The 12,129-nt window shown below is 69.4% G+C and carries 12 protein-coding genes; 2 read left to right on the top strand and 10 right to left on the bottom strand.

What is annotated here, in order from left to right; all coding sequences use genetic code 11:
* Nucleotides 1–111 precede the first annotated feature (111 nt).
* The 9 genes from RCH12_RS15250 to RCH12_RS15210 form a co-directional block, all read right to left on the bottom strand.
* The gene (locus RCH12_RS15250; protein WP_327017427.1) at nucleotides 112–714 is read right to left on the bottom strand and encodes a YdeI/OmpD-associated family protein; all 603 of its coding nucleotides are present in this window, start codon (nucleotides 712–714) and stop codon (nucleotides 112–114) included.
* Nucleotides 715–771: 57 nt separating this feature from the next.
* Nucleotides 772–1,353: a DUF5655 domain-containing protein gene (locus RCH12_RS15245; protein ID WP_103429852.1), complete on the bottom strand. Its 582-nt coding sequence runs from the start codon at nucleotides 1,351–1,353 to the stop codon at nucleotides 772–774.
* A 75-nt stretch (nucleotides 1,354–1,428) separates the two neighbouring features.
* Nucleotides 1,429–2,778 (bottom strand): NADP-specific glutamate dehydrogenase, encoded by a 1,350-nt coding sequence (gene gdhA / locus RCH12_RS15240; protein WP_327017426.1) that lies wholly within the window; start codon nucleotides 2,776–2,778, stop codon nucleotides 1,429–1,431.
* 137 nt (nucleotides 2,779–2,915) lie between these two features.
* A complete protein-coding gene (locus tag RCH12_RS15235; protein WP_327017425.1) occupies nucleotides 2,916–3,152 on the bottom strand; it encodes a hypothetical protein in 237 nt (78 codons plus the stop codon).
* A 12-nt stretch (nucleotides 3,153–3,164) separates the two neighbouring features.
* Nucleotides 3,165–3,347 carry an NUDIX domain-containing protein gene (locus tag RCH12_RS15230; RefSeq protein WP_327017424.1) on the bottom strand — a complete coding sequence of 61 codons (183 nt, stop codon included), beginning with the start codon at nucleotides 3,345–3,347 and terminating at the stop codon, nucleotides 3,165–3,167.
* Nucleotides 3,344–4,198, bottom strand: a complete 855-nt coding sequence (locus RCH12_RS15225; RefSeq protein ID WP_327017423.1) for a shikimate 5-dehydrogenase — start codon at nucleotides 4,196–4,198, stop codon at nucleotides 3,344–3,346. Before RCH12_RS15225 ends, RCH12_RS15230 begins: the two co-directional genes overlap by 4 nt.
* Before the next feature lie 71 nt (nucleotides 4,199–4,269).
* Entirely contained in the window at nucleotides 4,270–4,479 is a 210-nt protein-coding gene (locus tag RCH12_RS15220) for a YbdD/YjiX family protein (protein ID WP_103429849.1), read from the bottom strand.
* Between the two features lie 16 nt (nucleotides 4,480–4,495).
* The gene (locus RCH12_RS15215) at nucleotides 4,496–6,778 is read right to left on the bottom strand and encodes a carbon starvation CstA family protein (RefSeq protein WP_103429848.1); all 2,283 of its coding nucleotides are present in this window, start codon (nucleotides 6,776–6,778) and stop codon (nucleotides 4,496–4,498) included.
* Between the two features lie 144 nt (nucleotides 6,779–6,922).
* Nucleotides 6,923–7,768 (bottom strand): polysaccharide deacetylase family protein, encoded by an 846-nt coding sequence (locus RCH12_RS15210; protein ID WP_327017422.1) that lies wholly within the window; start codon nucleotides 7,766–7,768, stop codon nucleotides 6,923–6,925.
* Between the two features lie 207 nt (nucleotides 7,769–7,975).
* Here RCH12_RS15210 and RCH12_RS15205 point away from each other — a divergent pair, with 207 nt between their 5' ends.
* Complete coding sequence (locus RCH12_RS15205; RefSeq protein ID WP_103429846.1) at nucleotides 7,976–9,361, top strand: glycine--tRNA ligase; 1,386 nt, start codon at nucleotides 7,976–7,978, stop codon at nucleotides 9,359–9,361.
* Between the two features lie 138 nt (nucleotides 9,362–9,499).
* Here RCH12_RS15205 and RCH12_RS15200 read toward each other — a convergent pair whose 3' ends face one another.
* Nucleotides 9,500–10,897 carry a glutamyl-tRNA reductase gene (locus tag RCH12_RS15200; protein WP_103429845.1) on the bottom strand — a complete coding sequence of 466 codons (1,398 nt, stop codon included), beginning with the start codon at nucleotides 10,895–10,897 and terminating at the stop codon, nucleotides 9,500–9,502.
* A gap of 73 nt (nucleotides 10,898–10,970) precedes the next feature.
* Between RCH12_RS15200 and hemE the strand changes: the two genes are divergently transcribed.
* Entirely contained in the window at nucleotides 10,971–12,116 is a 1,146-nt protein-coding gene (hemE, locus tag RCH12_RS15195) for a uroporphyrinogen decarboxylase (RefSeq protein ID WP_327017421.1), read from the top strand.
* The last annotated feature ends 13 nt before the right edge of the window (nucleotides 12,117–12,129 follow it).

The following is a 12,129-nucleotide window of genomic DNA, read 5'->3' as shown; positions in this document are numbered from 1 at the left end:
CACCCGAAGACGGGTTTCCACTCGTTAACGAAGACACGGTCGTTGCAACTCCCAGAAGTACGGGGTGTTGCAACGACCGCTAGAACCCAAGCATCGGGTGTGGGGCCTTTCTCACGGTTCGCGGCGTTGGGCCGGGGGGACCCACTGGTGGGCGCGCTCGTTGCGCGCGGCCGCCTCGGCCGTCTCCCGGATGCGGGCGGCGCGGGTGGCGGGCCGCTTGGCCTGCACGATCCACTCCAGGATGCCACGGCGGGGAGAGCGGGGAAAGGCATCCCAGTTCGCCCGGGCACCGTCGAGGGCGGCGAGGGCCTCGGCCAGGTCGGGCGGCACGATCAGGTCCTCGACCTCGTCGAGCAGGATCCAGGAGCCGTCGGCCTCGGCGGAGCGCACCGCAGCCTCCCCGGCGTCCCGCATCAGTCCCTCGGCGCGGAGCCGTTCGATGCGCTGCTTATTGGGCCTGGACCACGCGCTGCCGCGGCGGCGCGGCGCGAAGTAGAGCATGGTGCGCCGCTCGTCGACCTTGCCGCCCTTGCTGTCGACCCAGCCCACCGCGAGGGCCTCGAGCACGGCCTCCTCATAGCCGAGCACCGGCATCCCGGAGCCTTGCCGCCAGGTGACCAGCCACACGCCGGTCTTCGTCGTGTGGTTCTCCGCCAGCCAGGCCCGCCACGCGGCCCGGTCGTCCGGGTGCACACGTTCGGCGTCGTCGCTCACGGCGCCACCATAGCCCGCGAACGGTGCGCTGAACCTTCGCGAGCCGGGCGCACGAGGCTAGAGCGTCGCATCGTAGGCGTGCTTCAGCCAGGCGGCCACCTCGGAGTCGACCTGACTGGCGGAGGTGAGCGGGATCCGGGCGGGGAAGTCGGCGCCGAGCTCGGTGGCCGGCCGCAGCCGGGTGCTCGGTGCCACGTCAGGCATCGGTATGCGCAGACCCAGGTCCACGCGGTGCCGGGTGGTCGGCTGCACCACGGCGAAGGTGCGCTGCGGTCCGGACAACGCGACGTGCGTCGTGCGCGTCTGGATGCCCACCTCGTCGAGGTCGCCGGCGTACAGCAGCACGGCGTCCAGAATCGGCCGCAGCGACGGGCGGTCGGCATACTGGGCGTCGATCAGTTCGTCGGCGGCCCGCACCGTGGAATCCGGGTAGCCGAACGTCTCGTGCACGAGCAGTGCGCGCGGGTAGCCGCTGAGCCCCTCGGTCCCCAACCACTCGCGCAGGGCGTGTTCGTCGGGCGGGTCCAACTCCTGGATGCGGGCCAGCCAGTGCTCGAGGCCGCTGCCGGTGGATTGCTGCAACATGCCGATCTCCCAGAGCCGGATCGCGGCCCAGGGCAGTGGCTGCTCGTCGGTCATGCAGGCAGGGTACGCCCGCGGCGCCGCCCGCGCACCGACTGTGCACCGGCAGCGCCGGGGGTTTCGGCTCGTCGCCTAGATGACGCCCAGCGCGAGCATCGCGTCGGCGACCCTGGTGAAGCCGGCGATGTTCGCCCCGGCCACGTAACTTCCCGGTGTCCCGTACTCGTCAGCGGTTTCCAGGCACCGATCGTGGATGCCGCGCATGATCTCGGCGAGACGGTCCTCGGTGTGCTCGAAGGTCCACGAGTCACGCGACGCGTTCTGCTGCATCTCCAGCGCGCTGGTGGCCACCCCGCCCGCGTTGACGGCCTTCGCGGGAGCGAACAACACGTTGGCCTCCGCCAACAACCGGGCGGCGTTCGGGGTGGTCGGCATGTTCGCGCCCTCGGCGACGATCTGGCAGCCGTTGCGGATCAGTGCCGCGGCGCCGTCGGCGTCGAGTTCGTTCTGGGTCGCGCACGGCAGCGCGATGTCGCACGGAACATCCCAAATCGACCCGCCGGCAACGTGCGTGACGCTTCCCGGGCGCAGGGTCGCATACTCGGCGATCCGTCCCCGGCGCTCACCCTTGACCTCCTTGAGCACAGCGAGGTCGATCCCGGACGGGTCGACGACGTAACCGCCGGAGTCCGAGCAGGCGATCACGGTGCCGCCGAGCTGGTGCACCTTCTCGATGGCGTAGATCGCAACGTTTCCCGAGCCGGACACGACGACGCGCTTGCCGTCGAAGCCCTGGCCGGCGGCTTTGAGCATCTCGTCGACGAAGAAGACGGTGCCGTAGCCGGTCGCCTCGGTGCGCACCTGGGAACCGCCCCAGCTCAGTCCCTTGCCGGTCATCGTGCCGGATTCGTAGCGGTTGGTGATGCGCTTGTACTGGCCGAACATGTAGCCGATCTCACGCCCGCCGACGCCGATGTCACCGGCCGGAACATCCGTGTACTCACCCAGGTGCCGGTACAGCTCGGTCATGAACGACTGGCAGAAACGCATCACTTCGGCGTCTGAGCGGCCCTTCGGATCAAAATCCGACCCGCCTTTTCCGCCGCCGATGGGCAGCCCGGTGAGGGAGTTCTTGAAGATCTGCTCGAAGCCCAGGAACTTCACGATCCCGAGGTTGACGCTCGGGTGGAAGCGCAGGCCGCCCTTGTACGGCCCGAGGGCGGAGTTGAACTCCACCCGGAACCCGCGATTCACCTCGATCTTGCCCGAATCCGTCACCCACGGCACCCGGAAGATGATCTGGCGTTCGGGTTCGCACAGGCGTCGGATCACGGCCGAGTCGGCGTACTGCGGATGCTTGGTCACCACCGGTCCGAGACTCTCCAGAACCTCCCGCACCGCCTGGTGGAATTCGGCTTCGCCCGGGTTCCGGTCGAGGACCTCCTCGAAAATTGGAACCAACTGCCTGTCGAGCACCGACATAGATCTCCTTCGTGCGTGGGGGAGCCGAAGGCAGCTCGGCAGCTGCGTGACGGGTTCGGCCTTTCCACCGTACCGGCTCCACCTGGACGGGGGCATCCGGGGTCCCCGCTGCCCCCGCTGCCCCCGCAGCGCGACGCTCAGTCGATCAGGTCGGCGGCGTGCAGCCGGCGCAGCACCTCGACGCCGGCCGGCGGGCACCGCTGGTGGTCGGCCGAGGTGGCCCAGTGCAGGGCGCTCACCTCGGCGCTGGCCGCGGGTTCCTCGACGGTCTGCGCCCCGAACACACTCATCCGCACCAGCCGGCCGTCGGGTTCACCGTGTGCCTGGATCAGCACCGTGAACAGGGGTTCGAGGGCGGCGGGGTCCAGGCGCACGGTGACCTCTTCCTAGGCTTCCCTGGCGGCCGCATCCGCCTCGCTCTCGCCGGGGTCGATCTTGCCGCCGGGCATGAACCAGACGTCCCGCCCGCGGGCGGTGACCATGAGCACCCGGCGGTCACGGATGAGTGCGACGGCGGCGACCAGGATGTCGGGGTGCGCGCCGGCGGGCGCGGCCGGAGCGTCGCTCACGCGCGGGCGAAGGCCGAGGCGTCCCGCACCTGCTCGGGGGTCGGCCGTACGCCGGTGTAGCGCTCGAACTGTTCGGCGGCCTGCAGGGCGATGACCTCGGCGCCGGTGATGACGGTCTTGCCGGCCGCCCGCGCCGCGAGGACCAGCGGCGTCTCCGCGGGCAGCGCCACGACGTCGAAGACGGTGTCGGCGGCGGCGATGGCCGCGGCCGTGAAGGCGGACTCGGTGGCCTGCGCGCCGCCGGCCATGCCGATCGGGGTGACGTTCACCAGCAGCGGTGCCGTCGCGGTGCCGGGCTCGGCCAGCCAGCTGTAGCCGAGCTCGTCGGCCAGGGCCCGGCCGCGGCTCTCGTTGCGGGCCACGATGGTGCCCGCGGCGAAGCCGGTGTCGCGGAGGGCCGCACCGACGGCCTTGGCCATGCCGCCGGAGCCGCGCAACAGGAACGGGGTGGCCGGGTCGAGGTTGTTGGCTCTGAGCAGGTCGGCCGCGGCGATGTAGTCGGTGTTGTACGCCCGCAGGTAGCCGTCGTCGTTGACGATGGTGTTCACCGACTGGATGGCCGTGGCCGAGGCGTCGAGTTCGTCCACGAGAGCGATGACATCCTCCTTGAACGGCATCGACACCGAGCAGCCGCGGATACCGAGCGCCCGCACCCCGGCGATGGCGCCGGCCAGGTCGGTCGACGTGAACGCCTTGTAGACGAAGTCCAGCCCGAACTGCTCGTAGAGGTAGTTGTGGAACCGGGTGCCGAAGTTGCTCGGCCGCGCGGCCAGCGAGATGCAGAGCCGGGTGTCCTTGTTGAGCGGGGGCTTGGTCGGAGTCGTCAGCGGGGGCTTCGTTGTGTCAGTCATCGCCTCCAATGCTACGGCCCGCCCGGATATTCACCCGGGCGGGCCGCAGTACCGAAGAAGAAGGGACTCGCTCAGCAGCACCGGCCCTGGGGGTTGGTGTCCTGACGGTCGGTCTGGTCGCGCCAGAACTCCCGTTCCGTCAGCACCGGTGCCGAGGGATCCGTGCCGTGCACCGACTCGTGGTGCGCGCGGTACTTGTCGTAGGCATCCTCACCCATGACCCCTCTGACGTACCAGGCGAGCCCGGCCGCGGCCGAGCGCACCGCGGTGGCGACGCGCATCAGTGCTGGCCCGACATCAGTGCTCGCGCGCCTTGCGCTTGCCGGTCTTCGGAAGGGCGTCCCAGAGGGCCTGGTTGGCCTTCTCGGCCGGCGTGGCCATGATGCCCGCCGGCGCGAAGATCCGCGACGGCACGGCCGGGTCTTCGCTGGTCGCACTGGAGTGGGTCCTCCACGCGTTCCAGGTGGCCTGCAGCGCGGTGAAGATCACGACCACGGCGAGGGTGACGAAGACTATCGAGAGGATGCCCTGCACCATGGTGTTGCGCACCACGGCCTCCATCGCCTCCACCGAGGTAGCCGTGCCGAAGCTCGTCTCCCCGGCGGCCAGGGCATTGGAGAACGCGGCGTTCTGGGCGAAGTAACCCACCGACGGCACGGTCGAGAAGATCTTCAGGATCGAGGCCGTGATGGTCACCACGGCCGCGAAGCCGAGCGGCAGCGCCACGATCCAGATGTACTTGAACAGTCCGCGCTTGGCCACGATGGCCATACACACGGCGAGGGCGATCGCAGCCAGCAGCTGGTTGGCGATCCCGAACAGCGGGAACAGCGTGTTGATGCCGCCGAGCGGGTCGGTGACGCCCATCACGAGCACCGCACCCCAGGCTGCGACCATGATGCCGGTGCAGATCCAGGCGCCGGTGCGCCAGCTGGTGTCCTTGAACTTCGGGAAGATGTTGCCCAGGCTGTCCTGCAGCATGAACCGCGCGACGCGGGTGCCGGCATCCACTGCCGTGAGGATGAACAGCGCCTCGAACATGATCGCGAAGTGGTACCAGAACGCCATCATGCCGCTGCCGCCGGCGACCTGCTGCATGATGTTGGCCAGCCCCACCGACAGGGTCGGGGCGCCACCGGTGCGGGACACGATCGACTCCTCGCCGACGTTGATCGCGGTCTGGGTGAGCAGCTCAGGGGTGACGCTCACGCCGGTCAGGCCCAGGCCGTTCACGAACGCGGCCGCGCCCTGCACGGTGCCGCCGGTGAGGGCGGGTGACGCGTTCATGGCGTAGTAGATGCCCTGGTCGATCGACAGCGCGGCCACGAGGGCCATGATCGCCACGAAGGACTCCATCAGCATGCCGCCGTAGCCGATGAACCGGCTCTGGCGTTCCTTCTCGATCAGCTTGGGCGTGGTGCCGGAGGCGATCAGCGCGTGGAATCCGCTCAACGCACCGCAGGCGATGGTGACGAAGAGGAACGGGAAGAGGGTGCCGCTGACGACGGGGCCGGCGCCGCTGGAGGCGAACTCGGTGACCGCGGGGACCAGGATCTCGGGCCGCACGATGATGATCGCGATGGCGAGCATGCCGATGGTGCCGATCTTCATGAAGGTGGAGAGGTAGTCGCGCGGGGCCAGCAGCAGCCAGACCGGCAGGATGGCGGCGATGAAACCGTAGACGATGATGCCGATCGCCAGCGGCACCTTGTCGATGGTGAAGAGGGCCGCACCCCACGTGGTTTCGCTGATCGCGCCACCGCCGACGATCGCGGCGATGAGCAGTACGAAGCCGATGATCGAGATCTCGGTGACCTTGCCCGGGCGAAGGAAGCGCAGGTAGCAGCCCATGAACAGGGCGATCGGGATGGTCATTCCGACCGAGAAGACGCCCCAGGCGCTCTCGGCGAGGGCGTTGACCACGACGAGGGCGAGGATGGCGACGATGATGACCATGATCGTGAGCGTGGCGAGCAGGGCGGCGGTGCCGCCGACCCGGCCGAGCTCGTCGCGGGCCATCTGGCCCAGCGACCGGCCGCCACGGCGCATCGAGAAGAACAGCACCAGGTAGTCCTGCACCGCACCGGCGAACACCACACCGACGATGATCCAGATCGTGCCGGGCAGGTAACCCATCTGGGCGGCGAGAACCGGGCCCACCAGGGGGCCGGCGCCGGCGATGGCGGCGAAGTGGTGGCCGAAGAGCACCCGGCGGTCGGTGGCGGCGTAGTCCTTGCCGTCCGCCTTGTACTCGGCGGGGGTCGCCCGCCGGTCATCCGGGTGCAGCAGGTGCTTCTGGATGTAGTTGGAGTAGAACCGGTACCCGATCAGGTACGTGCAGATGGCGGCGAAGACGAACCAGATGGCGTTCACGGTCTCGCCGCGCACGACGGCCAACATCACCCAGCTCAGCCCGCCGAGCAGCGCGATGGCCACCCAGATCGCGATCTTCACCGGGGTCCAGTGGGCCTCCTCGGCCTCATGGATTCTGGGATCCAGGGCCACCGGCGGAAGGGCCGGGTCCTGGGTCAGGTCTGGATCGTCGGTTGCGCCTTGCGGAATGCTGGACGTCGCGCCCATCGGTACTCCTCTTTGAGATACACGGTCTATGAAAACACAGAGAAACTCACAGCATTTTGCCGGGTAACTCGGTAACGGTAACACTCGTCGCGCTCGGCGACGGTGCCATTGGTCCCGCTGGTGACGTGTCGTGAGGTGCGAAAGTCACGGATGAGCCGCGCTGGTGAACACGTCGTTGAGGGTGACGGTGGTCAGCCCGCGGTCGTGCAGCAGCGCGCGCAACTGCGGGAAAACGTTGGTGACCGGTTCGAAGTTGAGGTGCCCGATCACGATGTGCTGAGGCAGGAACCAGGTGGTCGCGAAATCCACCACCTGTTGTTCGGTGAGGAGCCCCGAGTCCGCCAGCGACCCGTACCAGGTGGTCGGGACCGTGTAGCCCAGCGCGGCGGCCAGGGCATCCACCCGATCGTCGTGCACGCCGTACGGCGGCCGGAAATAGGGCCGGGCGTCGACGCCGTAGGTGTCGCTGAGGAAGTCGTGGTTGCGCTGGAGTTCGGTGGTGACGTCGGCGTCGCTGAGGGTGCTGAGGTCGGGGTGTGACCAGGTGTGGTTGCCCAGCTGGATCTGGCCGGTCTGCACGAGGGGCCGGAGCCGGTCGGCGTTGTCGGTCCAGGCGTCGTAACAGCCGGTGACGAAGAAGGTGAGCCTGGTTCCCGTCTCGGCGGCGAAGCGGATGTACCGGGCCACCACCTCGCTGCTGGAGCCGTCGTCGACGGTCCAGGCCAGCAGGGTGCCCTCGCCGGGCAGGTCGGACAGGGTGCCGGGCGGCACCGGAACCCGCACCAGACCGGGCGCGGGCTGGGTGACGGGCACGGGCGGCGGTACCGCGCCGGGCAACGGTCGGGGGAGGGGGCTGGGAGTCGGTGGCGTCGTGGTTGCCGGGACGCTCGGGCGCGGAGCGGCTGCGAGGGTCGCGCAGCCGGCGAGGGTGAGGGAAAGACCCAGCGAGGCCAGCACAGTGCGCCGGGTGATGGCGGGGTCCTGCCGCACGGCGGTCCTCCCCCCGGAGCCGGTCGTTGGAGCCGATGGAAAGCCAGAACAAGCCGGGCGTGAGTCGAACGAGTCGAAGATATCGCCGCTGCCGGCCGCAGACAACGCCCGTAATCGGGGGCCGTGCCCGCATCGCTAAAATGGTCGAATCCGTACCCGGGCCTCTGCCCGGTATTTTGACCATCCTTTTGGACCATTGGAGCCACCGTGGCCGCACTTTCCCGTCTTGATTCCGTCATCGCCCTCGCCCGCCACCGCGGCTTCGTCTTCCAAGCCGGTGAGATCTACGGCGGCAGCCGGTCGGCCTGGGACTACGGGCCCCTCGGTGTGGAGCTCAAGGAGAACATCAAGAAGCAGTGGTGGCGTTTCATGGTCACCAGCCGCGACGACGTCGTGGGCCTGGACTCCTCGGTGATCCTGCCGCGCAAGGTCTGGGAGGCCTCCGGCCACGTCGAGGTCTTCTCCGACCCGCTGGTGGAGTGCACCAGCTGCCACAAGCGCTTCCGCGAGGACCACCTGGTGGAGGAGTTCGAGGAGAAGAAGGGCCGCGCCCCCGAGGGCGGCATCGACGGCATCGCCTGCCCCAACTGCGGCAACCGGCACACCTGGACCGAGCCGCGCGCGTTCTCCGGCCTGCTCAAGACCTTCCTGGGCCCGGTCGACGACGAGGCCGGCATGCACTACCTGCGCCCGGAGACGGCGCAGGGCATCTTCGTGAACTTCGCCAACGTGCTGCAGGCCGCGCGCATGAAGCCCCCGTTCGGCATCGGTCAGATCGGCAAGAGCTTCCGCAACGAGATCACCCCCGGAAACTTCATCTTCCGCACGCGCGAGTTCGAGCAGATGGAGATGGAATTCTTCGTGGAGCCCGGCACCGACGAGGAATGGCACCAGTACTGGATCGACCAGCGGATGAGCTGGTACACGGGTCTGGGCATCAACATCGAGAACCTCCGCCTGTTCGAGCACCCCGCGGAGAAGCTCTCGCACTACTCCAAGCGCACCGTCGACATCGAGTACCGCTTCGGCTTCTCCGGCAGTGAGTTCGGTGAACTCGAGGGTGTCGCCAACCGCACCGACTTCGACCTCAAGACGCACTCGGAGGCGTCCGGCAAGGACCTCTCCTACTTCGACCAGACCAAGAACGAACGCTGGGTCCCCTACGTGATCGAGCCCGCGGCCGGCCTGACCCGCTCGCTGATGGCGTTCCTGGTGGATGCGTACCACGAGGAAGAAGTGCCCAACGCGAAGGGCGGCGTCGACAAGCGCACCGTGCTCAAGCTCGACCCGCGCCTGGCCCCGATCAAGGCCGCCGTGCTGCCGCTCTCGCGGAACGAAGCCCTCTCGCCGATGGCCCGCTCGCTGGCCGCGCGCCTGCGCGAATCGTGGAACGTGGACTTCGACGACGCCGGCGCCATCGGCCGCCGGTACCGCCGCCAGGACGAGATCGGCACGCCGTACTGCATCACGGTGGACTTCGACTCGCTCGAGGACCAGGCCGTCACCGTGCGTGACCGCGACACCATGGCGCAGGAGCGCGTGCCCCTGGCCGAGCTCGACGCCTACCTGGCCGTGCGCCTGCGCGGAGCGTAACCCGCCCCATCCGGCGCCTGACCCGCTTGATCGTCTCGCGGGTCGGGCGCCGCTGTGCGCGTGGCGCGCCACCCGCAGAGCGGCGCCGCACCCGCATGACTCCGGATGCTGCGCCTCCGGGCGACCGTGACGACCGGGTCAGGACGCGGCGTCGGAGAGGCCGGCCGCGCCGGGCAGTCCGACGGGCGCCGCCGTGGTCTCCGGCAGGGTCACCTCGATGCCGAACAGGGCGTCGAGCCCGCCGAGGAATGCTTCCTGATCGCCGGCACGGGCCAGCTCGCGGGAACGCACCATGGGCGTGTGCAACAGCACCCCGGCGAGGTGCCGCAGGGCGGATTCGGTCTGCTCGCTGGTGTCACCGCGCCGCTTGGCCCGCTCGATCTCGCCGTCGAGGATGTCGAAGACGTGCGAACGCAGCGCCACGACGGCGGGCGCCAGGCTCTGCTCCTCGGCAACGGCCGAGAACTTCCTGGCGGCGCGGCCCACCAGCGCGCGCGCCTCGCTGGTGGCGTTGAGCTGTTCGAGGGGGGCGTGGATGCGGATGGTCTCGAGGTCGAGCAGTTCCACCCCGGGCACGTCACTGACGTCGGGGTCGACGTTGCGCGGCAGGCCGAGGTCGATGACCAGCTGGCGGGCCGCCTCGGCCTCTGACCCGACGGGACAGGAGCGCACGGGACCGGCCTCGGCAACCGGCGCACCGATACCGGCGTGCGTCGCGGCGAGGAGCGCCCGGCCGGCGGTGAGGATGCCCGCATCGATGACGTGGTGATCGACGGTGGTGCAGGTGAGGATCAGGTCGGCCAGGGCGGTCTCGGCGGCCAGGGCATCGGCATCCGTCGACACGGCCGAGATGTCGTGGGCCACGGCGAACTTCTCGGCCCGGCCCGACGACGAATAGACCCGCACGTCGGTGACGCCGAGTTCACGGAGGGCCGCCAGTGAGGCGCCGGCGTACCGGCCGGTGCCCACGAGCAGCACCCGGGTGTGTGCCCAGTCGGTGACCCGGCTCTCGGCCAGTTCCAGCGCCAGACGCACCAGGGAGCGCCCGGCGGCGCCGATGCCGGTGTGGTTCTTCACGCCGCGGGAGGTCTGCGAGGCGCGCTGGAACAGGCGCTCCAGCTCGGGGCTGGTGGTGCCGGCGGCGCGGGCCTCCTCGAGGGAGCGGCGCACCTGGCCGGCGATCTCGCCCTCGCCGACGACCACGGACTCGAGTCCGCTGGTCACGGCGAAGAGGTGCTCGGCCACGCCGTTGCCGTGCACCAGGTCCAGGGTGTCGCGCAGCAGGTCGGCGCTTACGCCGGTGCTCGCGCTGACGGCGTCGATCGCGGCGTAGACCGCGGGAAGCGGGGAGACCCCGAACGGTTCGTCGAGGTCGAGGTAGGCCTCGAAGCGGTTGCAGGTGGCCACGACCACGGCGCCGCTGAGTGCATCGTGCCCCGTGAGCATCCCGCCCGCTGCGGAGTCGGCGCCCACAGACAGCTTTTCGAGCACGTCAAAGCTGGAGTTCTTGTGGTTCGCGGACAAACAAATCAACACCGCTTGATTCTACGGTGTGTGCAACAACACCTCGAATCGTTCCCCCGGCCGATGTAGAGGACAATCGAGAGTGATGAACCTCGAGACGACACACCCACTTTCTTCCGGCCTCACCGCAGACTCCCGGCTCGTGCGGGCATACCAGGGCACCCGTCCGGACGTGACTCCGGTCTGGTTCATGCGCCAGGCCGGCCGTTCGCTGCCCGAGTACCGTGAGCTGCGGGTGGGCACCCGGATGCTCGACGCCTGCCTGGACCCCGCCATGGCCAGCGAGATCACCCTGCAGCCGATCCGCCGGCACGGTGTCGACGCGGGCATCCTGTTCAGCGACATCGTGGTGCCCCTCAAGCTCGTGGGCGTGGACGTGGAGATCGTGGCCGGCAAGGGCCCGGTGCTCGCCAAGGCGGTGCGCACCGCGGCGGATGTCGACAGTCTCACCGCGCTCGACCCCGCCGTGCTCGACACGGCGTTGGCCCCGATCAGGGAGGCCGTCGCGCTCACCGTCGCTGCGCTGGGCTCGACCCCGCTGATCGGTTTCGCCGGGGCGCCGTTCACCCTCGCCGCGTACATCGTCGAGGGCGGACCGTCCAAGGACCACATCCACGCCCGCACACTCATGCACTCGGATCCGGACGCGTGGGCCCGGCTGATGGCCTGGACCGCCGAGGTCACCGGCCGGTTCCTCCGCGCCCAGGTGCTCGCCGGCGCCAGCGCCGCGCAGCTGTTCGACTCCTGGGCCGGCGCCCTCTCGCTCAACGACTACACCCGCTTCGTCGCCCCGGCGTCCACCGCCGCGATCGCGCACGTGCGCGACCTCACCTACACGGAATCCGCCGCCGACGCGGCCGCCGATCCGGAGTCGATCCGCCGCAACGTGCCCGTTGTGCACTTCGGCGTCGGCACCGGCGAACTGCTCAAGGCCATGCACGGCATCGGCGCCGACGTCGTCGGGGTGGACTACCGGGTGCCGCTGGATGAGGCCAGTCGGCGCCTCGGCGGTGTCGTGCCGGTGCAGGGCAACATCGACCCCGCCCTGCTGAACGCGCCCTGGCCGGTGTTGGAAGCCCACGTTCTCGATGTGCTCGAGCGCGGCCGCACGGCGCCGTCCCACGTGCTCAACCTGGGTCACGGAGTGCCGCCGGAGACGAACCCCGACGTGCTCACCCGGCTCGTCGAGTTCGTGCACAGCACGACATCGAGCACTTCCAGCGCGTCCTAGAACACCGCTCACT

Origin of the sequence: Cryobacterium sp. MP_3.1 (genome assembly GCF_035984795.1) — a bacterium.
Classification (GTDB): domain Bacteria; phylum Actinomycetota; class Actinomycetes; order Actinomycetales; family Microbacteriaceae; genus Cryobacterium; species Cryobacterium zongtaii.
Note: the sequence above shows the minus strand (reverse complement) of the source record. Positions and strands in the feature narration are given on the sequence as shown.